This window comes from Pseudosulfitobacter pseudonitzschiae, from assembly GCF_900129395.1.
GTDB lineage: Bacteria > Pseudomonadota > Alphaproteobacteria > Rhodobacterales > Rhodobacteraceae > Pseudosulfitobacter > Pseudosulfitobacter pseudonitzschiae.
The window spans coordinates 334,706-356,278 of record NZ_FQVP01000003.1 but is presented as its reverse complement, the minus strand read 5'-3'; the positions used below and the strand labels follow the sequence as shown (position 1 = coordinate 356,278).

Annotated in this window: 24 protein-coding genes; 11 read left to right on the top strand and 13 right to left on the bottom strand. The window is 63.0% G+C overall.

Annotated features, from left to right (window positions below; all coding sequences use genetic code 11):
* Position 1: 1 nt before the first annotated feature.
* The 3 genes from BUC08_RS09870 to BUC08_RS09860 all read right to left on the bottom strand — a co-directional run bounded on the left by BUC08_RS09870 (position 2) and on the right by BUC08_RS09860 (position 2,806).
* Positions 2-1,648: a GMC family oxidoreductase gene (locus BUC08_RS09870; RefSeq protein WP_037924272.1), complete on the bottom strand. Its 1,647-nt coding sequence runs from the start codon at positions 1,646-1,648 to the stop codon at positions 2-4.
* A gap of 326 nt (positions 1,649-1,974) precedes the next feature.
* A complete protein-coding gene (locus BUC08_RS09865; protein WP_037924275.1) occupies positions 1,975-2,196 on the bottom strand; it encodes a hypothetical protein in 222 nt (73 codons plus the stop codon).
* A gap of 58 nt (positions 2,197-2,254) precedes the next feature.
* Positions 2,255-2,806, bottom strand: coding sequence for a YqgE/AlgH family protein (locus BUC08_RS09860; RefSeq protein ID WP_037924674.1), 552 nt, complete (start codon positions 2,804-2,806; stop codon positions 2,255-2,257).
* A 159-nt stretch (positions 2,807-2,965) separates the two neighbouring features.
* Here BUC08_RS09860 and BUC08_RS09855 point away from each other — a divergent pair, with 159 nt between their 5' ends.
* Entirely contained in the window at positions 2,966-3,784 is an 819-nt protein-coding gene (locus tag BUC08_RS09855; RefSeq protein WP_037924277.1) for a protein-disulfide reductase DsbD domain-containing protein, read from the top strand.
* Between the two features lie 29 nt (positions 3,785-3,813).
* Here BUC08_RS09855 and BUC08_RS09850 read toward each other — a convergent pair whose 3' ends face one another.
* The gene (locus BUC08_RS09850) at positions 3,814-4,524 is read right to left on the bottom strand and encodes a helix-turn-helix transcriptional regulator (RefSeq protein ID WP_037924282.1); all 711 of its coding nucleotides are present in this window, start codon (positions 4,522-4,524) and stop codon (positions 3,814-3,816) included.
* 108 nt (positions 4,525-4,632) lie between these two features.
* Here BUC08_RS09850 and BUC08_RS09845 point away from each other — a divergent pair, with 108 nt between their 5' ends.
* On the top strand, positions 4,633-5,013 hold the full coding sequence (locus BUC08_RS09845; RefSeq protein ID WP_037924285.1) for a GFA family protein: 381 nt from the start codon (positions 4,633-4,635) through the stop codon (positions 5,011-5,013).
* A 42-nt stretch (positions 5,014-5,055) separates the two neighbouring features.
* Here BUC08_RS09845 and BUC08_RS09840 read toward each other — a convergent pair whose 3' ends face one another.
* The 6 genes from BUC08_RS09840 to BUC08_RS09815 all read right to left on the bottom strand — a co-directional run bounded on the left by BUC08_RS09840 (position 5,056) and on the right by BUC08_RS09815 (position 12,799).
* Positions 5,056-8,679 (bottom strand): efflux RND transporter permease subunit, encoded by a 3,624-nt coding sequence (locus tag BUC08_RS09840; RefSeq protein ID WP_037924287.1) that lies wholly within the window; start codon positions 8,677-8,679, stop codon positions 5,056-5,058.
* Between the two features lie 2 nt (positions 8,680-8,681).
* Positions 8,682-10,142, bottom strand: a complete 1,461-nt coding sequence (locus tag BUC08_RS09835; protein ID WP_037924289.1) for an efflux RND transporter periplasmic adaptor subunit — start codon at positions 10,140-10,142, stop codon at positions 8,682-8,684.
* A gap of 103 nt (positions 10,143-10,245) precedes the next feature.
* Positions 10,246-10,788 (bottom strand): molybdenum cofactor biosynthesis protein B, encoded by a 543-nt coding sequence (moaB, locus tag BUC08_RS09830; protein WP_037924291.1) that lies wholly within the window; start codon positions 10,786-10,788, stop codon positions 10,246-10,248.
* Complete coding sequence (locus tag BUC08_RS09825) at positions 10,785-11,402, bottom strand: LysE family translocator (RefSeq protein ID WP_037924293.1); 618 nt, start codon at positions 11,400-11,402, stop codon at positions 10,785-10,787. The genes moaB and BUC08_RS09825 overlap by 4 nt, the downstream gene beginning before the upstream one ends.
* Positions 11,403-11,429: 27 nt before the next feature.
* A complete protein-coding gene (locus BUC08_RS09820; RefSeq protein WP_037924295.1) occupies positions 11,430-12,026 on the bottom strand; it encodes a metallophosphoesterase family protein in 597 nt (198 codons plus the stop codon).
* On the bottom strand, positions 12,023-12,799 hold the full coding sequence (locus BUC08_RS09815) for a uracil-DNA glycosylase (RefSeq protein WP_037924296.1): 777 nt from the start codon (positions 12,797-12,799) through the stop codon (positions 12,023-12,025). Before BUC08_RS09815 ends, BUC08_RS09820 begins: the two co-directional genes overlap by 4 nt.
* 117 nt (positions 12,800-12,916) lie before the next feature.
* Here BUC08_RS09815 and BUC08_RS09810 point away from each other — a divergent pair, with 117 nt between their 5' ends.
* From BUC08_RS09810 to BUC08_RS09800, 3 genes are all read left to right on the top strand, one after another.
* On the top strand, positions 12,917-13,858 hold the full coding sequence (locus BUC08_RS09810) for an aspartate carbamoyltransferase catalytic subunit (protein ID WP_028958640.1): 942 nt from the start codon (positions 12,917-12,919) through the stop codon (positions 13,856-13,858).
* 67 nt (positions 13,859-13,925) lie between these two features.
* Entirely contained in the window at positions 13,926-14,465 is a 540-nt protein-coding gene (locus tag BUC08_RS09805; protein WP_051694132.1) for a hypothetical protein, read from the top strand.
* A 38-nt stretch (positions 14,466-14,503) separates the two neighbouring features.
* The gene (locus BUC08_RS09800) at positions 14,504-14,890 is read left to right on the top strand and encodes a hypothetical protein (RefSeq protein WP_037924298.1); all 387 of its coding nucleotides are present in this window, start codon (positions 14,504-14,506) and stop codon (positions 14,888-14,890) included.
* Between the two features lie 117 nt (positions 14,891-15,007).
* Here the strand turns inward: BUC08_RS09800 and BUC08_RS09795 are convergent, their stop codons facing one another.
* Positions 15,008-15,355, bottom strand: a complete 348-nt coding sequence (locus BUC08_RS09795; protein ID WP_037924300.1) for a ribonuclease E inhibitor RraB — start codon at positions 15,353-15,355, stop codon at positions 15,008-15,010.
* A 277-nt stretch (positions 15,356-15,632) separates the two neighbouring features.
* Between BUC08_RS09795 and pyrC the strand changes: the two genes are divergently transcribed.
* The 6 genes from pyrC to BUC08_RS09765 all read left to right on the top strand — a co-directional run bounded on the left by pyrC (position 15,633) and on the right by BUC08_RS09765 (position 19,594).
* The gene (gene pyrC / locus BUC08_RS09790) at positions 15,633-16,928 is read left to right on the top strand and encodes a dihydroorotase (RefSeq protein ID WP_224769694.1); all 1,296 of its coding nucleotides are present in this window, start codon (positions 15,633-15,635) and stop codon (positions 16,926-16,928) included.
* Positions 16,929-17,537: a glycerol-3-phosphate 1-O-acyltransferase PlsY gene (gene plsY / locus BUC08_RS09785; protein WP_037924304.1), complete on the top strand. Its 609-nt coding sequence runs from the start codon at positions 16,929-16,931 to the stop codon at positions 17,535-17,537.
* A 97-nt stretch (positions 17,538-17,634) separates the two neighbouring features.
* Positions 17,635-18,180: a GbsR/MarR family transcriptional regulator gene (locus tag BUC08_RS09780; RefSeq protein ID WP_037924307.1), complete on the top strand. Its 546-nt coding sequence runs from the start codon at positions 17,635-17,637 to the stop codon at positions 18,178-18,180.
* A gap of 26 nt (positions 18,181-18,206) precedes the next feature.
* On the top strand, positions 18,207-18,656 hold the full coding sequence (locus BUC08_RS09775) for a hypothetical protein (protein WP_143186713.1): 450 nt from the start codon (positions 18,207-18,209) through the stop codon (positions 18,654-18,656).
* A gap of 27 nt (positions 18,657-18,683) precedes the next feature.
* Entirely contained in the window at positions 18,684-19,022 is a 339-nt protein-coding gene (locus BUC08_RS09770) for a hypothetical protein (protein ID WP_073194199.1), read from the top strand.
* Positions 19,023-19,090: 68 nt separating this feature from the next.
* Positions 19,091-19,594, top strand: a complete 504-nt coding sequence (locus BUC08_RS09765; protein WP_037924318.1) for a hypothetical protein — start codon at positions 19,091-19,093, stop codon at positions 19,592-19,594.
* On the opposite strand, the gene BUC08_RS09760 is transcribed toward BUC08_RS09765, so the two are convergent.
* Both BUC08_RS09760 and BUC08_RS09755 read right to left on the bottom strand, forming a co-directional pair.
* Positions 19,591-20,961 carry a glutamate--cysteine ligase gene (locus tag BUC08_RS09760; protein ID WP_037924320.1) on the bottom strand — a complete coding sequence of 457 codons (1,371 nt, stop codon included), beginning with the start codon at positions 20,959-20,961 and terminating at the stop codon, positions 19,591-19,593. The genes BUC08_RS09765 and BUC08_RS09760 overlap by 4 nt on opposite strands.
* Positions 20,962-21,035: 74 nt before the next feature.
* On the bottom strand, positions 21,036-21,569 hold the full coding sequence (locus BUC08_RS09755) for a hypothetical protein (protein ID WP_037924322.1): 534 nt from the start codon (positions 21,567-21,569) through the stop codon (positions 21,036-21,038).
* Positions 21,570-21,573: the final 4 nt, after the last annotated feature.

Genomic DNA, 21,573 nt, shown 5'->3' with positions numbered 1-21,573 from the left:
TTCATTGCGCAGCCACGGCTGCAGTCACATCGCCCTTGATCATATCGGCCGCGCGTTCCGCGATCATGATTGTAGGGGCATTGGTGTTTCCGCCGATCAGGGTCGGCATCACGGAGGCATCGACCACCCGCAGACCGTCAATTCCCCGCACCCGAAGCTGCGGATCAACCACCGCCATGTCGTCGACACCCATCTTGCAGGTGCCCACGGGGTGGTAGATCGTATCGGCACGGGCGCGAATGTGGCTTTCCCATTCGGCGTCGGTCATGTTGTCGGTCACGCCGAACAGTTCCTTGTGACAGTATTTCTTCATCGCCGGCGCTTGCAGGATTTCACGCGCCATCCTGGCCCCCTTGATCAGCCGTTCCAGATCACGCGGATCGGACAGGAATTTCGGGTCGATGCCCGGAGCCGCCATCGGATCGGCGCTTTCCAGAAACACCTCGCCGCGGCCATGGGGGCGCAGCACGCAGACGTGCAGGCTGTAGCCATAGCCCAGGTGCAGCTTGCGCGCGTGGTCGTCCACAATGGAAATGACAAAGTGCAACTGGATGTCGGGCCGGTCCAGCGCCGGATCGGTTTTCAGAAACCCCGCCCCTTCGGCAAAGGGCGTGGCGATCATGCCGGTGCCATCCTTGCGCCATTTCAGGATATGCTTGGTCAGACCGATGGTGCCCGCCAGACCGATGCCGAAATTGTCGGTGTCCTTGGATTTGCAGGCCAGAATGAAATCAAGATGGTCCTGCAGGTTCTTGCCCACGCCGGGCAGGTCGTGCAGCACCGTAATTCCGTGACGGCGGATTTCCTGTTCCGGCCCGATCCCCGACAGCATCAACAACTGCGGCGAGTTGAAAACGCCCCCTGACAGCAGCACCTCGCGGGTCGCGCGCACCTCGTGATCCTGACCCTTTTGCCGGTACGCAACCCCGACCGCGCGCTTGCCTTCCATCACGATCTTGGTGGCATGTGCACCGGTGATTACCGTCAGATTGCTGCGGCTTTTCTGGACAGGGTGCAAATAGGCCGCCGCCGCGGAACACCGCTCGCCATTGCGGGCCTTGTCGTGGAACTGGGTGACTTGGTACAGGCCCACACCCTCGTTGTCGCCGGTGTTGAAATCGTCCACCTCGCGGTGCTGGCATTCGGTCGCCGCATCGACAAAGGCGCGGGTGATCGGACGGGGTGATTTCTGGTTCGACACCTGCAACGGGCCGGATGCGCCGTGATGGTCATCGGCCCCGTTCTCGTTGTTCTCCGACTTTTGGAAATACGGCAGGCACTCGTCCCAGCCCCACCCTTCACAGCCCTGCGCGGCCCAATCGTCATAGTCCGACTTGTGGCCACGCACATATAGCATGGCGTTGATCGCGCTGGATCCGCCCAGCGCCTTGCCGCGCGGCTGATAGCCGCGCCGTCCGTTCAATCCCGGCTGCGGGGTCGTCTGAAAGGCCCAATTGGAAATCTTGCCATGCCCCGGCAGCATCCCGACAACCCCCGCAGGGGCGCGGATCAGGATGTGATCGCCCTGACCGCCTGCCTCAAGCAGACACACGGAAACGTGGCTGTCCTCACTCAACCGCGCGGCAAGCGTCGATCCCGCCGACCCTCCGCCCACGATGACGTAGTCGAACGACTTTTGCGTTGGCATGGTAAAATCCTCCCTCAGTCGGCGCCTCCCAGTGCCGATAAGAAAATTGGACGACTATTTTGGACACCTGTCCAGTAAAATTATTGGAGCGGGATAATGCGTTGATTTTATAGTGTTTATCTCGATGAAGCGGGACCGACTCGGATGTTATCCGCAGATCACAAGAAACATGGAATTCAGCAATTGAACGATTATCCGTTCGGAAAATATCGCGGTGCCGGTCGCATTTGGTCACTTGTCATTGCAACCTATCAGCGACCTATCTGGCCCGCGGCCACGGTTCTAGAAGCAGCACTGGCGATGACCCGAAAGGGTGAAATCGCCCTTTACCGTCGCCACCATATCCAAACACCCAACACCATCAAAACAGCGCCAAGGAAAAAGGTCGGCAGGAAAATCTGCAACGCTTCGAAATCGCTCCAGTTCAACGAGAACCCGCTGCAACCGGTCGGGTTCATACCGCAGCCCAGTCCGTTGAGGTAAATCCAACCGGCAAAGGTCACGCCAAAGACGATCAGGCCGGCGACAAAGACAATCAAAGCTTTCATGGCGCATCAGTGCACGAGCGTTACGCCCCGCGCAACGGTTTTGCCCCCTGCCGCAGGATCAGGCCCGCCCGGCCGTACCCGATAAACCCAGTGGATCGACACCCAGGGATTTCAGCGCACTTTGCCATTTCTCGGTGCTGTTGCCGAACACCAGATCGCTGCGCGCGTCGCAGGTCAGCCAGCCGTTCGCCAGTATCTCCTGCTCCAACTGTCCTGGCCCCCATCCGGCATAGCCCAGCATCATCAGCGACTGCGCCGGACCGGACCCGCGTCCGATGTCCTCAAGGATATCCTGCGTGGCTGTCATGCCAAAACCGTCGCCAATCTTCAGCGTCTGCAACTGCGAGGTATAGTCCCCCGAATGCAGCACAAACCCGCGCGAGGTCTCGACCGGACCACCGAAATGCACTGGCATCCGGCGCACGTCCGGGGTCACCGCGATGTCGAGCTGTTCCAGAACCTCGCCCAGCGCCAGATCCTGCGCAGGCTTGTTCACGATCAGACCCATCGCGCCTTTGGGGGAGTGTTCACACAAAAAGACCACAGAATGATCGAACCGCATGTCCCCCATACCCGGCATCGCCAGCAGCAGCTTGCCCGTCAGTTCCATGCCGTGATCCGTCATTACCATCCCGCTGTTGTCCAAGTGTTCACTACCAGAATGGGCATAGCGTCGCCCACGTGCAAGGGGCAGTTCCCGCATCATACGAAACATCGGCTGATGAAAACGTGACTTGGCAATGTTGTACGCACAGGTCACAAAACAGGCATGTTCCACACCCGCGCATTCCTCGCAGCCTTCGTGCTGGCCCCGCTGATCGCCCTGACCGGCGTGTCCCCTGCCATGGCCCAGGAGTCTCCGATTTCGGGGCGCATCATCCAGGGCTGGACCCTGCCCGATGGGCGCATGGTGGCGGGACTGGATCTGACGTTGCAACCGGGGTGGAAAACCTATTGGCGCGCGCCGGGCGATGCGGGCATTCCGCCGCAATTCGACTGGAGCCGCGCGCGCAACGTGGGCCGCGTCGACATCACATGGCCCACACCGCATGTGTTCCACCAGAACGGAATGCGCTCGATCGGTTACAAGGATCACGTGGTGATCCCCCTGCACATCCAACCCAAGGCACCGGGCCGCTCGGTGCGCTTGCGCGGTGAAATGGACCTGGGTGTATGCTCGGACATCTGCGTGCCGCACCGGCTCGACTTTGACACTACGCTGGATGCAGCTCCTGTCAAACCGGTGCCGACCCTCGCCGCCGCGCTGGCACAGGCGCCGTTTTCCCGCCGCGAAGCCGGTGTCGTGACAGCCACCTGCGCGCTGCGCCCCCTGGATGACGGCATGGAGGTAACCGTGCGCGTTCAGGTTCCCTCGTCGGGCGGCACCGAAGTCGCGGTGATCGAGCCGAACATCCCGGGCGTCTGGACCTCCGAGGCGCAAACCTCACGACAGGGCAACGTCCTGAACGCCACGGCGCAGATGATGCACAACTCAGGCCGTCCCTTTGCCGTCAACCGCAGCGCCATGCGCATCACCATTCTGGGCAGCAAACACGCGGTCGACATTCAGGGCTGCACCGCGGGTTAGCGGCAACGCGCGTACCGGGCGCCAAGGGTTCACGGGTGTTCGCGGCTTTCGAAACCAAGGCGCTCGGCCTCCATCGCTTTGCGCCATTCCGCTCTCAGAATGTCCATGCGGCGCGGAATCTGCGCCTCCAGAACGTCGGCTTCCGTGATCCGCTCGGTCCTGAAGTATCGAAAGCCTGCGCGCAGTTCGCACCAGGCCGCCAGAATCCGACCTTCATCACGATAGCCCAACAGGATCGGCCAGATGACACGCTCTGTCATCGCTCCGTTGCTATCCTTGTACCCAATTCGAACCTTCACCCGGTTGTGTATCGCCCGGCGCATGTCACCGGCTTCGAAGGTTTCCGCAACCGCGGACACGGGTGCAACGCTGGTCGGAGGTGCGACAAAGGACATTTGCGCGTGATCGGGTGACACCGCCGCGATCTTGGCAATCAGTTTCGCGGCGGCGCGGGCGAGTTCAGGCTCACCGCGGGTCTGCACCCATTGCGCGCCCAGAACGGCTGCCGCGATCTCGTTCGGGGTCAGCATCAGGGGCGGCATATGAAACCCCGGCTCCAGCACATAGCCAACACCCGCCTCGCCCTGGATTGGCACGCCCTGCGCAATCAGCGTCGCAACATCGCGATAGACTGTCCGCTTAACCACGCCCAACTCTTCGGCGATACGTGCCGCCGATATTGGTTTCTGCGCGGATCTCATGATCTCGATTATCTCGAACAACCTATCGCCCCGCCTCATTTTCGCTGCCTTTCAAATAACTGCTGCATACCCGGACCATGCTGACACCACGCTGTCAGCATGGTGCCCGTATAGCCATGAAAATCATGTTCGAAAAAGGAGAGTGGCATGGAAATCAAGGGAAGCTGTGTGTGCGGAGCGGTGCAATTCACGATTGTTGGCAGGCCAAGTGCCATGGGGACGTGCCATTGTTCGCGCTGCCGAAAGCTCGGCACATCCACAATTGTTTTCATCAAACGCGATCAGTTCCGCCTGTTGCGTGGCGAAAACGAAATCCGAACCCTCGCACCGACTGAACGCTATGCCTACACGCGGTCTTTCTGCGGGCAGTGCGGAACATCCTTGGGCGAACCGTTGTCCCCCGAGGGCAGCTTTCCGATCAATGCCCAATGTCTTGATGATGATCCGGGCGTACGGAACGAAATGCACGAATTTCTGGACGACAGCCCCCCTTGGGCCGCGAGCGTCCACTTCGAGAAGGTGAAATAAGCCGCAGTGCTGGCTGCCGATCAACGGGCCGTCAGCGCCACCTCAAACCGTCCGCCGCGCGCGCATCAACTGATAGCCCACAGCCGCCAGCACATAGACCACCGCCACGGCCGCCAGCAGCCCCACGACAAACAGCACCAGCGCCGCAGCACCGGGTGATGCCGCCGCAAGCGAAGGCCACAAAGCGGCCACCGCAGGCCACATCACGCCTGTCACCAGAACCGGACCCACCGTCACAGCGCCCCACAGCAGCACCGCCAGCCACAGCGGCACCAGCACCAACCGCAACCCCCGCGCCCGCAGCCCGCGCCGCATCGCGCGGACCTGCCGGGACACGTCATGCTGTGCCGCCATCAGCGCAGGCACCACCAGCAAAACCAAAATCATGCCAAAGCCCAACCCGTACACCAGCGTGATCACGGTAGGTTTCAGGAACTGCGCCTGTTGCGATGTTTCATACAGCAAGGGCGCCATCCCCAGCACCGTGGTCAGCGTGGTCAGCATCACGGGCCGCAACCGGTCGGCAGTTCCGTCGATGATCGACGGGATCAGCCCGCGCTCGGCGGCATATTCGTCGATGGTGGTCACAAGAACGATGGAATCGTTGATGATGATCCCCGTCATCCCCAACAGGCCGACCACCGTGAACATGCTCAGCGGCACGTCCCACAGATGGTGGCCATAGATCACCCCGACCAGCCCGAAGGGAATGACCGCCATCACGACAACAGGCCGCGTCCAGCTGGCAAAGACCCAGGCAAGCACCAGGTAAATCCCGGTCAGACACAGGATCAGCCCGGTCAACGCCTCGCTCAGAAAGGTGTTTTCCTGCTCGCTCAGTCCCGCCAGCCGGAATTCGACCTGCCGTTCCGATGCGATGCGCGGCAGGATATCGGTTTCCAGCGCCCGCCCGATCTCGGCGGCGCGGGCCGGGTCATCCTCGGATATGTCGCCGGTGACCGAGATCAGCCGGATGCCGTTTTCGCGGCGCACCGTGGAAAAGCCGGTGCGGCGGTCGACGCTGACAATGTCGGCCAGCGGTACATAGGTGCCAGCCGGGGTGCGCAGCTGCGTACGCTCCAGAAAATCCGCCGTCAGTTCGTCCTCGGGCAGTTCGACCCGGATCGCGGCACTGCGCGGCCCGTCGGGATAGGTCGCCGCCTCGATCCCGTTCAGCCGGTTGCGCAGCACCTGTCCGAGCGTGTCGATGGTAAAGCCCAGCGCCTGCCCCTGCGCGGTCAGGTCCAGGATCAGCTCTTCCTTGTCATAGGCCAGGTTGTCCTCGACCGCGCTGACCTCGGGGTATTGCAGCACCGCACGCTTCAGATCCTCGGACGCGGCCTTGAGCACATCGGTGCTGGCGCCATAGAATTGCACGTCCAGCGCATCGCCCCCCGGCCCCGAGCGCCAGCCGCGAAAGCTGACGGTTTCGGCCAGCGGATGCGGCACCACCATCTCTTGCAACTCCGAAACAAAGGCCGAGGACGAATAGGGTCGCAGGTCCGCGTCGATCAGCTCGATCGAGATGCCACCCAGCTGGTCGGCGTCCTTGGTATCGGCCCCGGCCAGCGCCCGCCCCGCGTTGCCGCCGATCTCGGCGATCACATAGGCGATGGGATTGCGGCCATAGCGCTCTTCATAGGACTTGCCCAGCGCCTCGGTCGCGCGCTGCATCTCGCGCATCATCTCCAGGCTATCGGCGCGCGTGGCCCCTTCGGCCATGGCAAAGTTGCCGGTCACAGACCCCTGTTCGGGCGAATTGAAGAACCGCCACTGCACGTCACCATTGATGAACAGGGCAACCTGGCTGGCCAGCACCACCAGCGCGCCCGCCAGCACCACGTAGCGGGCAAAGATGACCGCCGCCATGAACGGACGGAACAGCCGGTCACGCAGCCATTCAAAGCCGCGATTCACGATCTTGGACGGCAGGTCGATGCCCGCCGTGCCGATGCGGTGCACCACCGCCGCCTTGGCGCGGCGCGGCAACAGCACAAAGACCGCCGCACAGCCTGCCAGCGTATAGGCCGCAACGCGCAAACCATCCCAGACAATCGAGGCCCAAAGCCCGTCCTCAGGCCGCGTGATCCACGCCCAAAGCAGGATCGCACCACCGCCGATGAACACGGCCCCGGTCAGCAGGCCGACCGCAAGTTTACCGTAGCTGAACTGCGACTGTCCGTCAGGCCGGATCGCATGGGCCATGTGACGCGGCAGGATCAGGAAACACTCGATCAGCGACGCGATCAGCACCACGATCACCGTATAGGGAATGTCGCGGATCAGATCGCCAAAGCGTCCGCCCACGGCCACCAGCCCAAAGAACGCAATCACCGTGGTCAGCGTGGCGGCCACCACTGGCATCGCCATACGCTGCGCCGCCGTTTCCGCCGCCACCACGGGCGATTCTCCGTAATAGCGGGCCCTATGGTCCGCATGTTCGCCCACCACAATCGCGTCATCCACCACGATCCCCAAGGTGATGATCAACCCGAACAGCGAGATCATGTTGATCGTCAGACCGCCCACATACATCAGCGCAATCGCCGCCATCATCGCCACGGGTATCCCCGCCGCGACCCAGATCGCCGTGCGCGCGTTCAGGAACAGGAACAGCAGCGCCACCACCATGCCCAGCCCCATCAGCCCGTTGTCGACCAGAATATCCAGCCGTGCGGAAATCTCCTCGGCGCGGGTGCGGATCAACGTGACACTGACCGCGGGCGGCAGCGTCGCCTCAAGCGCCTCTGCCACCTTCTCGACATCGTGCTGCACCGCGATGGCATCGCCCGTTTCGGTACGGTCCACGCGGATCGACACGGCCGGGTTCGGTCCCACGAAATAGCCGCGCGACCGGTCCAAGCCGCTTTGTTCGACCCGCGCCACGTCGCCCACGGTCAGTTTTGAGCCATCAGGATTGGACCGCAGCACAATGCCGCTGATCTGCTGGGCGCTGCGCTTTTCAGTGCCGGTGCGCACCCGCGCATTGGCCCCCGTCACATCGCCCGCCGGACTGGCGTCCACCTCGGCGGCAATGGCCGTTGCGATGTCGGCCATGCTCACGTCATAGGCCATCAAACGCGCCGAGGGCACTTCGACCAGAACCTGTGGCGCGGCCACGCCGCGAATGGTGGCCCGCGTGACCCCTTCGGCAAACAACCGCGTCACCAGCTCGTCGGCAAACAGGCCCAGCTGTTGCGGCGATACCGGGCCCGTGATCACCACATCCGTCACCCTGTCGCGCCATGCGCCACGGCGCACCGTGGGGTCCTCGGCCTCGTCCGGCAGCGTGGTCACCGCATCCACCGCCGTCTGCACGTCATCCGCCGCGCGGGCCATGTCCCATCCGGGTTCAAACTCCAACGTGATCGACCCGCGCCCCTCGGTCGAGGTGGCGCTGGAGCCTGCCACACCTTCGACGGCCAGCAACACCGGCTCAAGCGGTTGCACGATGCCTGCATCCACGTCCTCGGCCCCGGCACCACTCCAGACGACATTCACGGTGACATTATCGATGATCACATCCGGCAGAGACTGCGCCCGCATGTTCGGCATCGCCACGATCCCCGCCGCCAGCATCAGCACCAGCACCAGATTGGCCAGCGTCCGGTGACGGGTGAAATAGCTTAGAATGCCACCAGCGGCGCGGGGGATTTCGCGGGCCATGCTCAGCCGCCCATCCGGCTCTCTATGCGCGCGACCATCTGCGCGGGCACCTGAGGTTCGGCAAGCTGCGCCAGAACGCGGGCCTTGGCCTCTTGCGGCATCCGGTCGTTGGCCTCGACAAAGGCAACCAGACGCGCGCGGCGTTCGGCGCTCAGCTCAAGCATCTCGGGCACGGCGGGCACGGCCTCTTCGCGGCCGATGCGCAGCGGGGTCACGGCAATGCCTGCGCCCAACAGAGGCGAACGCGCCTCGACCACCTCGCGGCCTTCAAGCCCGTCACCGCGCACCAGAATCGTGTCACCCTGACGGCGCAGCACCGCGACGCGGATCGTTTCCAGCCGGTCTCCCTCGCCCAGCACCAGCACCGTGTCATCTGCGCCCAGCGCCGAGGACGGCAGGCGGATCACATCCTGCAATTCCGGCTCTTGGACCTTGACCGTCACGAAATCACCCGGCTTGAACCCGCGCGCGCCGTCCAGTCGTGCAAAGACCAGCCGCCCGGTCTGCGCCTCGCCCGCCTCGACGCTGGCGCGGCTGATCGTGCCGGTGGCCTGCAAATCAATACCTGCCACGTCCAGCGTCACCTGAACCGGTGCCCGCAGCAATGCGCCCGCATCGTCCAACAGCCGCACATATTGCGCCGTGGATACGCGAAACGACACTTCCAACGCGTCGGGATCAATCAGGTCGGCCAGCTTTTCGTTGGCCGAGACCAGCCGCCCCAGTGTGACGTTGGTCAGGCTCAGCGTGCCGTCAAAAGGTGCGCGCAGCGTTGTGTCAGCCAGCCGCCGCTGCGCCTCGGCCAGCGCAATCTCGGTACGGGCCAACGTGGTGTTGGCCTGATCAATCCGCGCCTCGGCTGACGTCACCGCCTGCCTGCGGGACAACACCGCCTGACGCGCAGCGGATGCGGCCAGTTCCGCCGTTTCCACCGCCGCCGCCGTGCCCACGCCACGGGTTTCCAGATCAACCTGCCGCTGGAATGCTTTTTCACGCAGGTCGGCCTGTTCCTGCGCCGCCACCTGATCGTCGCGGTTCAGATCCAACGTGCGCTGCGCATCGCGCAATTCCGCCTTTGCATCGGCAATGTCCGCCTGCACCCGGTCCAGCGTCGATTGCGCATCTGCCGGATCAAGCTGCACCAGCACATCACCCTCAGCCACCGATCCGCCGTCCTCAAAGCTGTCGGCCATCTCGGTCACGCGCCCCGCAACCGCCGCGCGCAGCTCAAGCGTGCGGCGCGACTGGACCTCGCCAAAGGTGTCCAGCTCGGGCACCACGTCGCCTGCCTCTGCCTGTACCAGCGTCACGGCAAACGTACGTTCGCGTGCAGGCGGGGCCTTGGTCACGCGCGACATGCGCTCCTGCACCGCGCCGCGCACCAGATTGCCTGCGTACAGCAGCAGGACCAGCGTCAGCGCCGTCAGAACCAGACCGATCAGGCTTTGTCTCAGAAACCGCATCCATTCACACCCATAGGCCCCGTTGCATTGTCAGGGGCCTGTTATCATAGCACGAATGCGCGCCACGGAACCCGTCCCCACGACACTGTTACGCAGGCACGGGTCACTTCCGTCGCAGATGTTCGTCCAGACGTGGCATTATTTCGACAAAGTTGCAGGGGCGGTGGCGGAAATCCAGTTGCTTGACCAGAATTTCGTCCCACGCATCCTTGCAGGCACCGGGACTTCCGGGCAGCGCGAACAGGTAAGTCCCGCCCGCCACACCGCCCGTCGCACGGCTTTGCACGGCGCTGGTGCCGATCTTGTTCATGCTGACGATGGTAAAGACCGTGCCAAAGGCGTCGATTTCCTTTTCATAGACATCGCGGTGCGCCTCGACCGTGACATCGCGGCCCGTCAGGCCGGTGCCGCCGGTGCTGATCACCACGTCGATCTGCGGATCGGCACACCATGCGCGCAACTGGTCCGCGATCTCGGCGCGCTCGTCCGCAATGATCTTGCGGTCGGCCAGAACATGCCCCGCCGCCGCGATCCGGTCCACCAGTACGTCGCCGGATCGGTCCTCGGCCAGCGTGCGCGTATCGCTAACGGTCAGCACGGCGATGCGAACGGGGATAAATTCCTTGCTCTCGTCAATCCGGCTCATGCGCTGCGCTCCAACAAGGCCAGCCGCACCGCGAGGGCTGCAAAAATTCCGCTGGTGATATAATCCAGCACCCGGCTGCCCCGCGCCAGACGTGCGCCCAGACCCGAGGCAAAGATGCCCACGGCCCCGTTGATCACGAAGCCGCCCAGCGCCATCACGAGCCCAAGGATCAGGAATTGCGCCAATACCGGAAGCCCGTCAGGATGCACGAACTGGGGCAGGAAAGCCAACACGAACAGGATCACCTTGGGATTGGTCAGGTTCACGATCAATCCGGTGCGAAACGCCTGAATGGCACGCAATCCGCCCGCCTTGCTGCGTTTCGCGTCCCCCCCGCGCAGCAATTGCAGCGCCAGGTACAGCAAATAGGCCACGCCAATCCAGCGGATCACCTCGAAGGCGCCCGGCACCGTGGCCACCACGGCACCCAGTCCCAGCCCCGCAAGACCGGTGTGAATAAACGCGCCCAGCGAAATGCCGGCACTTGCCGCCACCGCCGCCCGTGGCCCGGACCGCAGCCCTTGACCCAGACAAAACATCATATCCGCCCCCGGCGTCAGGTTCAGCGCCAGCGCCGCAGGCAGAAACGCCAGCAAGGTGATCCATTCGGTCATTGTCGGTTCCAATCCGATGTCACGGGGTCACGCCCCAAGGTCAAACCAGTTCACAGTCGGCCCCAGATTGACCACACGCGTGTCGCCAATCTGCCCCTCCTGCCCCCAGCAATCGTGAATATGCCCGCAAAACATCAGCTTGGGCTGGATACGCTCGACCGCCGCGCGGATCGCGGTCGATCCCACGGACAGGCCGCCGCTGGTCACGTCCACCACGCCCTTGGGCGGGGAATGGCAAATCAGCAGGTCGGCCCCATCACAGCCCGCCAGCATCGTGGCGGCAGCGTCCTCGTCCAGATCGCACGACCATTGGCCAAAGGGCGTCGGCGGCACGCCATAGCCCATACCGAACAGCCGCAGCCCGCCGACGTCATGCGCATCGCCATGCAGCACCGTGGCGCGCGGGGCGGCGGCGCGCAATTCATCCACACTTTCGGCGTTGCCCGGCACCAGCACCAGCGGCGCGGCAATCCCATCCAGCAAGGCCATCGCGCCCGCCAGATCATGCCGCATGTTGCAATAATCCCCCGCCCCGATCACCAGATCGGCATCGCCACTGGCCGCCACAAGGTCGGCGGCGCGTGCGCGGGCGTGGTGCAGGTCGGAAAAGGCCAGGATTCTCATGCGTTCAACCGTGCCTGTATGTCCAGAAGGTCGGCCCAGGCCTCGCGCTTGGCCAGCGGATTGCGCAACAAATGGGCGGGCGCAAACATCGGCATCGCAGGCTTGCCACACACCTCTTTCCACGTGCCGCGCATCCGCGTGATACCGGGTTTCCCGATCAGCGCCTGTGCCGCGACATTGCCCATGATCACAACCACATCCGGGTCGGCCAGCACGATGTGACGTTCAAGGAACGGGGCCAACATCGCGATCTCTTCACCGCTGGGCGCGCGGTCCTGCGGTGTCCGCCACGGCAGCGCCAAAGTGGCGTAGACCGGCACATCCGTGCCCCGTCCCATGCCGATAGCCGCAAACATCGCATCCAGCAACGCGCCTTCGGCCCCGACAAACGGCATGCCGGCGCGGTCTTCCTCCCGCGTTGGCACATCCCCCACGATCATCACCCGCGCCGACGGATCACCATCGGCAAAGACCAGGTTGCGCGCGCCTTTTTGCAGTTCGCAATGGCCAAAACCGTCCACCGCCGCGCGCAGCGCGTCAATGTCAGCCGCCTGAGCGGCTGCGGCACGTGCCAACGCTGGCAGATCCACTTGCGTCTCAACAAAGCGCACCGGCCCGCGCTGCGGCGCCTCGGGGGCGGCCGCTTTGGGCCGAGGGGCCGCCGCCGGGGTTTCATAGCGGTTGACAGGCGCATCCATGATGCATTCGTCCACCCCCAGTTCGACCTGCCAGGCCAGCATCGCGGCGGCGTCATGATAGCTCAGTGATTCCATGCGCCCACTCTACGCCGCCCCGCGCCCAGACAAAACGCCTGTTGCACGCCGCCTGCCACGATGCTTGCCGCCCCCCGGCAGCGTCCCTATAAAGCCCGCAGCATCGGAGACGCGCGCATGACCTTCAAACACCGCCACCTGCTGGGCATCGAACCGCTCGCCCCTTCAGATATCACGACACTGCTGGATCTGGCGGATGACTATGTCACCCTGAACCGCACCGCCAAACATTCGGACACGCTGGCGGGGCTGACCCAGATCAACATGTTCTTTGAAAACTCGACCCGCACGCAGGCGTCGTTTGAAATCGCGGGCAAGCGGCTGGGTGCTGACGTGATGAACATGGCGATGCAGGCCAGTTCGATCAAAAAGGGCGAAACCCTGATTGACACCGCGATGACCCTGAACGCCATGCACCCCGACCTGCTGGTGGTGCGCCATCCGCAATCGGGCGCGGTCGACCTGTTGGCGCAAAAGGTCAACTGCGCCGTGCTGAACGCCGGTGACGGCCGCCACGAACACCCCACGCAGGCGCTGCTGGACGCGCTGACCATCCGCCGCGCCAAGGGCCGCCTGCACCGCCTGTCCATCGCCATTTGCGGCGACATCGCTCACAGCCGCGTGGCCCGCAGCAACATCATGCTGCTGGGCAAGATGGAGAACCGCATCCGCCTGATCGCCCCGCCGACCCTGATGCCTTCGGGCATCGAAGAATTTGGCGTCGAAGTCTTTGACGACATGGCCAAAGGGCTGAAAGACGTCGATGTGGTGATGATGTTGCGCTTGCAAAAAGAACGTATGGACGGCGGCTTTATCCCCAGCGAACGTGAGTATTACCACCGTTTTGGACTGGATTCCGAAAAGCTTGCACATGCCAAGCCCGACGCTATCGTCATGCACCCCGGCCCGATGAACCGCGGCGTGGAAATCGACGGCACGCTGGCCGACGACATCAACCGCAGCGTCATTCAGGAACAGGTGGAAATGGGCGTGGCCGTGCGCATGGCCGCGATGGACCTGCTGGCGCAAAACCTGCGCGCCGAACGCGCAGCGGCCTGACACTGGTCCCGCCGCCTGCGCGACATATGTTGAACTGCACCCAGTATAACCCGCAAAGGGCAATCAGATGAGCCTTGCCGAGATACCCCCGATGGAACGTGGCCGCCTGCGCCTGTTCGCCATCAACAAGACCGAAACCGAAGTCCGCGCCATCCTGGACGAAGGCACCCACGGCATTCAGAAACTGCTGGGCGCGAACGACCTGAACCCCGACTATATCGAACTGTTCCGTGTGGCCGATCTGGGCGACCTGGGGCTGGATGACTACCTGCACACCGGCTACGACATCCCCCGCGCCCAGCTTGATCCGCAGGCGGGGCGCCTGCGCGCGCTCGAAGGCTATGTTCTGGTGGTGCTGTCGCTGGCCTTCCGCGATCTGAACGTGACCCTGCCCGACACACCCAACCTGACGCTGATCGGCACCTTCGGCGCACCGCCCGTAGAATGGACCACCACCGAAACCATCACCAGCGCCTCGGCCGATCCCTACAGCGGCCCGCCCAAGGCCAGCAGGCCCGTGTCGGATGCCGCCATGTCAGGCCGCGTGGCCACGGTGGCGCTGCTGGTGATCTTTCTGATCACCGCACTTGTCGTCTGGATCGCGTGACCTTCACCCACACAGTCCATCGCCGGGACCTTGCAGTGATGGCTGGGCGGGTGATGGTGCTGTTCTGGATGGGCGCCGCGATGGCGGCGATTGTCTGGGCGCTGTCCCTGCCGGTCTGGGCCTGGACGGTGCTGGCGGTGGCATGGATCGCACAGGCCACGCGGCCCTATTGGGAAAACGGTGACAATGTGGTCGCGGTACTGCGCCTGACGGACGAATTCCTGATCATCCAGGACCGCCGCACGACAGCAGGCGAATCCCGCGCGGTCGCCCTGCGCGATATCGTCGAGGTCAGTCACATCGGCAGCATCGTCGCCGTGCGGTGTCATGACGATCACCGCGACGGAACCTCGGTGGGGATCAAGGCGGCCTCGACCCTGGCCGACCGCATCCGCGAGGCTGTGGCAACGGCAAAGCAGGCCTGATGTCGAATGCCAGGTCTATTTGACCCAAACCGGACCTTAGGTGTGATATGGGGCAAGGTCAGGTGAGCGGGACGAAGCTACTATGGTTTGTAAGTTAAGCCCGACGGTTCAAATCTATTAGCTCATCAGGTCTCTATTATTTTCTATGCCAAAAAACCCCCACCCGTCCGGAGCGAATCCATATCTTTCCCCAACTATCGTAAATTGCTTTTCGTGAAACCAGATGCGCTCTGCACTCAGAGCGATTGGTCGTGTGGATATTTCAAGCGTACCTTCATCTTCATAAGGTTCCGACTTGTAACCCATATCTTTAATTTCACTCATAAATCCAGACCAATTGGCAGTGTTCTTAATTGGTACGAAATGGAAATCGACGATAGCCATCTCAGGCAGCCTTTGTTTTGATTGAAGGTCATCAAACACCGAGAAGGTTTCTCTTTTTTGGTCTTCTAGATTTTTAGCCACAATGAGTGTTCCTGTTTGCACTGTATTTCGATGGTTTGTGATCAATATAGCAGTACGACTTTGGCCACCGCTAGATTTTTCGGCTCATGCACTTTGGGCTCTTTTAAGACCTACACTGCATTCTGCGCGCAGGCCCGGTGCGTTTTTTTGGATCAGTTGAAGCCGTGAAGGTCGAATTCATCTGACCTTCTACACTCAAGCGCCGCCCCCTCTCCCCTTTCGCAACGGCCCAATCCCCGTTAAAGCCTGTGTGAACACCGGAATGAGGATGCCGCCCTTGACCCTGACCCTCTTTACCAACGCCCGCCTGATCGACCCCGAAGCCGGACAGATCATCGACGGAGGCCTTCTGGTCGAGGATGGCAAGATCACCAACATCCTGACCCAACCCGTTGAGAACCCGAAAACTTATGGCGCTGACAGCATCATCGATTGTGCGGGCAAATACCTGGCCCCCGGCATCATCGACATCGGCGTCAAGGTCTGCGAACCCGGCGAACGGCACAAGGAAAGCTTCCGGTCCGCCGGTGCTGCCGCTGCTGCGGGCGGTGTCACGACCATCGTAACCCGCCCCGACACCGATCCGGCCATCGACAACCCCGAAACGCTGGAATTCGTCATCCGCCGCGCCCGCGAAGCAGCCCCTGTGCATGTGTTGCCCATGGCCGCGCTGACCAAGGGACGGATGGGCCGCGAGATGACCGAAATCAGCTTCCTGCTGGATGCGGGAGCCGTCGCCTTTACCGATTGCGACCACGTGGTAACCGACACCAAGGTGTTCTCGCGCGCGCTGACCTATGCGCGGTCGCTGGGTGCGCTGGTGATCGCGCATGTACAGGAGCCGGGGCTGAGCAAGGGCGCTTGCGTGACTTCGGGCAAGTTCGCCTCGTTGCGCGGCCTTCCGGGGGTGACGCCGATGGCCGAGCGCATGGCACTGGACCGCGACATCGCGCTGATCGAGATGACCGGCGCACGCTATCACGTCGACCAGATCACCACCGCCCGCGCCCTGCCCGCGCTGGCCCGGGCCAAGGCCAACGGGCTGGACATCACCGCAGGCACCTCCGTGCACCACCTGACACTGAACGCGTTGGACGTGGCCGACTATCGCACCTTCTTCAAATTGAAACCACCCCTGCGCGACGAAGACGACCGCGTGGCGGTGGCCGAGGCCGTGGCCTCGGGGCTGATCGACATCATCTCGTCCATGCACACGCCGCAGGACGAAGAAAGCAAACGCCTGCCCTTCGAGGAAGCCGCCAGCGGGGCCGTGGCACTGGAAACCTTCCTGCCCGCCGCGTTGCGGCTGGTACACGCTGGGCTGATCGATCTGCCGCAGCTATGGCGCGCCATGTCACTGAACCCTGCGAAACGTCTGGGCCTGCCTGCGGGCCGTCTGGCTGCGGGTGCGCCTGCCGATCTGGTCCTGTTCGACGCCGATGCGCCCTTTGTCATGGACCGCACAACCCTACGGTCGAAATCCCGCAACACGCCGTTTGACGGCCAGCGGATGCAGGGTAAGGTGCTGGCAACATATGTGGACGGCGCATGTGTCTTTGAAATGGGGTCCTGAATGCCGCTGATCGAAAGCTCTTCCCTGACCCTCTTGCTGTGGGCGCTCATTGGCTACGGATTGGGGTCCATCCCCTTTGGCCTGCTGCTGACGCAACTGCTGGGACTGGGCAACCTGCGCGAGATCGGGTCAGGCAACATCGGGGCCACCAACGTGCTGCGCACCGGCAACAAGACCGCCGCCGCCCTGACCCTGTTGCTGGACGCGGGCAAAGGCGTGGTGGCCGTGTTGCTGGCGCGGGTCTATTCAGGCGAAGACGCCGCCCAATTGGCCGCGTTGATGGCGATGCTGGGCCATTGCTATCCGGTCTGGCTGGGCTTCAAGGGAGGCAAGGGCGTGGCGACCTTCCTGGGGCTGATGTGGGCATTGGCCTGGCCCGTCGGCCTTGGTTGCTGCATCGCATGGGCGGTCGCCGCATCGCTGACACGCATTTCGTCCATGGGCGGGTTGATGGCAGCGGCGGTATCCACATTCCTGCTGGTCCTGACCGGAAACGGCACGATGCTGCTGCTGGGCATCGCGCTGACGCTGCTGGTGTTCTGGCGTCACCGTGCGAACATCACCCGGATCCGCCAGGGCACCGAGCCGAAGATCGGACAAAAATCCTGACTGCCAGCCGCTTGCCCTGAAAGGCCGGTCGAAAACAGGCTTGACGTGACAGTAAATTCTGATATTTCTGTCATTACAGAAATTAATGAGATGTGAAATGCACCTGACCCCCGCCATGCAAGATTTTATCCTCCACTGGGGAGAGATGGGCAACAAATGGGGCACCAACAGGTCCGTGGCGCAAATCCACGCGCTGCTGCACATCTCGCCCGAGCCGCTGACCGCCGAGGATATATGCGAATTGCTGAACCTCGCGCGTTCGAATGTCTCGACCGGGCTGAAAGAGCTGCAAAGCCAAGGGTTGGTCAAGGCCAGTCGCCAGTTGGGTGACCGCCGCGATCATTTCCATTCGATCCGCGATATGTTCGACCTGGTCCAGACCGTGGTGCGCACACGCCGCGAACGGGAATATGCGCCGACGCTGGCCGCGCTGCGCGAGGTCAAGACACAGGCCGCGACCGATGCCACCCCCGCCGCCGTGCAAAAGCGTATCGACGACACGCTGGAGACGATGCAGCTGTTCGACGACTGGTACACCGACATCGACCGCATTCCGCGTGGCGTGCAACTGACCCTGCTCAAGATGGGCGCGCGCATTGCCCGCTTTATCCCCAAGGGGAAATCGAAACCCGAGGTGGAGTGATTTTTTCACGACTGGAGATTTCTGAAATGACAGAAATAACTGTAAAATACGACGGAATTTTCTGGCGCGCAGCCCGCCCAGGGCCCCGTTACCTGATTGATCCGGTGGCATTTTTCATCGCCCTGTTCGGTGCGCCGCTGTTGGTGGCTTTGCTGGGGTTCTGGGCCCTGTTTATCCCGGTCTTTGCGCTGGTGTTCGGCGGGCCGATCTACCTGCTACTGGCCACCCCGGCACTGCTGATCCACTTGCGATTCCGCAAGGGCGACACAAACGGGATCATAACTTTGGCCTTCGCCGTCGTGATTGGCAGTGCAATCGCTGGCTGCGCCTATGGCCTGCTGGTCCCAAACAGCGACTTGGCGGCCATCGTCCTGTTCTACGGCTTTTTCGGGCTGATCCTCGGACCGCTGTGGGGATGGGCTTTTGGGTGGATCTACAACCGGTTGCGCAGCGATTTCAGCCGCGTGCCACATTGAATTCCCGCATCACAAAGGAGACATATGATGCTGATACTTGCCTTGATATACATTGCCATTGCCTTTGGCATGCTGGTTGCACTGGCAGCCATGATCCTGAAAATCGGCAGCTTGTTGGGTGAATGCCCCGCGGCACGGCAAGCCGCCCGCGCGGCGGCAGTGACCATCGCCACCGGCTTTTGCGCCATTGGCGCGGGCGGCGTGGCGTTGATTGGTGGCGCACTGCCTCTTGTCCAATCCGAACCAGCCGCTGGGCTGATGGTGGCGCTGGGACTGGCAGCCTTGTGTCTGGGGTTGGGCTTTACCCATGCCGTCGGCACCCTGCGCGCCGTGGTCAAGGACGCGCCTGCGGGAACTGCCGCCTAAGAGACTGCGGCTGGTCTGTTGACGACAGGCCAGCCAACCGTCACCTTGCCCCCGATAGGAGACCCAAAATGCGACTGATCTGTATGGCCCTTGCCACCGCCGTGATGATCCCTGCCGATGCCGGAGCCCAAGGCGGTCTGGCCCCGCCCCCACCGCTGGTCGGACAGGCCGAACAGTTGTTTCTGACACATTGCCTGCCCAATGCCGATGACCCATCCCGCGCCTTGGACGGCCTGCTGGGCAGCGGCGCGTTCGAGACACACCAGACAGCCGCCGATGGCACCACCACCCTGCACGGCGCAAACGACCAGCTTGTCGCGCAGGTTGTTCAGGGGGGCGCAGGCCATGACAGGTGCGCGGTCCGCGCGGGCAACATCCCAGGTGCCAAGCTGAAAACCGGCCAATCCGCCGCGCGTCTGGCGACCGGACTGAACCTGTCTCTGGGCCGCGAGGCGCCAAGTCTGCACTATCCCGCAGGGGCGCAAATCATGCATATGGGCGCGCACAGCATCCGTGTCGGCCAGCCCGCAGGCACAGCCGACGTGGTCGAGATCAGCCTCACGAAATCCTAATAGGAATACTCGGCAAAGATCCGGTTCAGGTCGCCGTTCCAGTCACCGTTGTAATGGGCCAACAGCTCGTCTGCAGGGGTCTGGCCGGTTTCGACGCTTTCGTGCAGTGCGTTCAGGAAATGCGTCTCGTCAGGGATCAGCCCGCCCGCACCCGGACGCGCACGCGCTTGCAGGCCGGCCTTGGAAATCTCCAGCGACGCGCGGGCGATGTCCATCATCGACACATCGCCGACCTGCGCCTGCAACCCATCGACCGAGGCCGCAACCCGCAGACCTTCACGGGTTTCCGCATCCCAATCCTTGACCAGATCCCAGGCCGCGTCCAACGCGCCCTGGTCGTACATCAGGCCGGTCCAGAACGCAGGCAGCGCGCACAGCCGCCGCCACGGACCGCCGTCCGCGCCACGCATCTCGATGAATTTCTTGATCCGCGCCTCGGGGAAAGCCGTGGTCAGATGGTCAGCCCAGTCGGACAGGGTCGGCTTTTCACCCGGCAGCGCAGGCAGTTGCCCCTTGAGGAAATCGCGGAACGACATGCCCAGCGCATCGATGTACTTGCCATCGCGGTAGACAAAATACATGGGCACGTCCAACGCGTATTGCACCCAGGCCTCGAAACCGAACCCATCCTCAAAGACGAAGGGCAACATGCCCGTGCGCGCCGGGTCCAGATCGCGCCAGACGCGGCTGCGCCATGATTTGTGACCGTTGGGCTTGCCCTCGAAAAACGGCGAGTTGGCGAACAGCGCCACCGCGACCGGCTGCAAGGCCAGCGCCACGCGCAGCTTTTGCACCATGTCCGCCTCGGACCCGAAATCCAGGTTCACCTGCACGGTGCAGGTGCGCCGCATCATCGTGCGGCCCATCGTGCCGACCTTGCCCATATAGGCGTCCATCAGCTTGTAGCGCCCCTTGGGCATCAGCGGCATGTCCTCGTGCATCCACGTCGGCGCCGCGCCCAGACCGATGAAACCGACGCCGATCTCGTCCGAGATGTCCTTGACCTGACGCAGGTGTTCGTTGACCTCGTCACAGGTGCCGTGAATGGTTTCCAGCGGGGCACCGGACAGCTCCAGCGCCCCGCCTGGTTCCAGCGACACGTTCGCACCGTCCAGCTCAAGGCCCGTCAGGTGCCCGCCTTCACGCACTTCGGACCAGCCATAGCGGTCGCGCAAGCCTTCCAGCACGGCCACGATCGACTGTTTGCCCTCGAACGGCAGCGGCTCCAGCGTGTCCTTGATATAACCGAATTTCTCGTGCTCGGTGCCAATGCGCCAGTCTTCCTTGGGCTTGCAGCCGTCGGCCAGGTATTGTGCCAATTGGTCGTGATGTTCGATCGGCCCGCCGCCGGACTGTGGAATAGACATGCGCTAAGGCCTTTCGTGTACGTCGTGAGACTTGGTGTAGGGCAAGGGCAGAAGTGTCAAGGCGCAACAGCCCCCTAATGCAACCGCGCCGCCTGAGGGCGCAGCGGCGTGCGTTCCCAGATGACAACCGCAGCCCTGCTGCTTTCGCTGAGTTCGCTCAGCATCCGTTCGGTGCGCAGGCCCGGCAGGCTGGCAAAGGCGTCGAACAATGCGTCCGATCCGGCCGCGTTGACCGGGATCATCAGCGCAGGCGACCCGCGCTGGTCCAGCCGCCAGTGGGGCGGGTACATGGCACGGTCCAGCGTCAGGCGCTCCATCTCGCGCAGGGCGATGGCACCGCCGGTCAGGGGGCCGAAATAGGTGATCTGCCCCTCGTCCACCTGCACGGCACCGGCACCGCCACCGGGGCCTCGAAAGCGTCCGCGCTGGATGCCGATCAGGATCAGACCGCCCGCGACCAGCACCAGACCGGCGCCCACCAGCGCCAACAGGTCACCCGGCCCCAAAATCCACCACAATCCCAGCACGGCAAGGCCGACACCCACCAGAACCTCGCGCCAGCGCATCACCGCCGCCACCGCCTCGGGTCGAAAGAACCTTACCGCCATGATA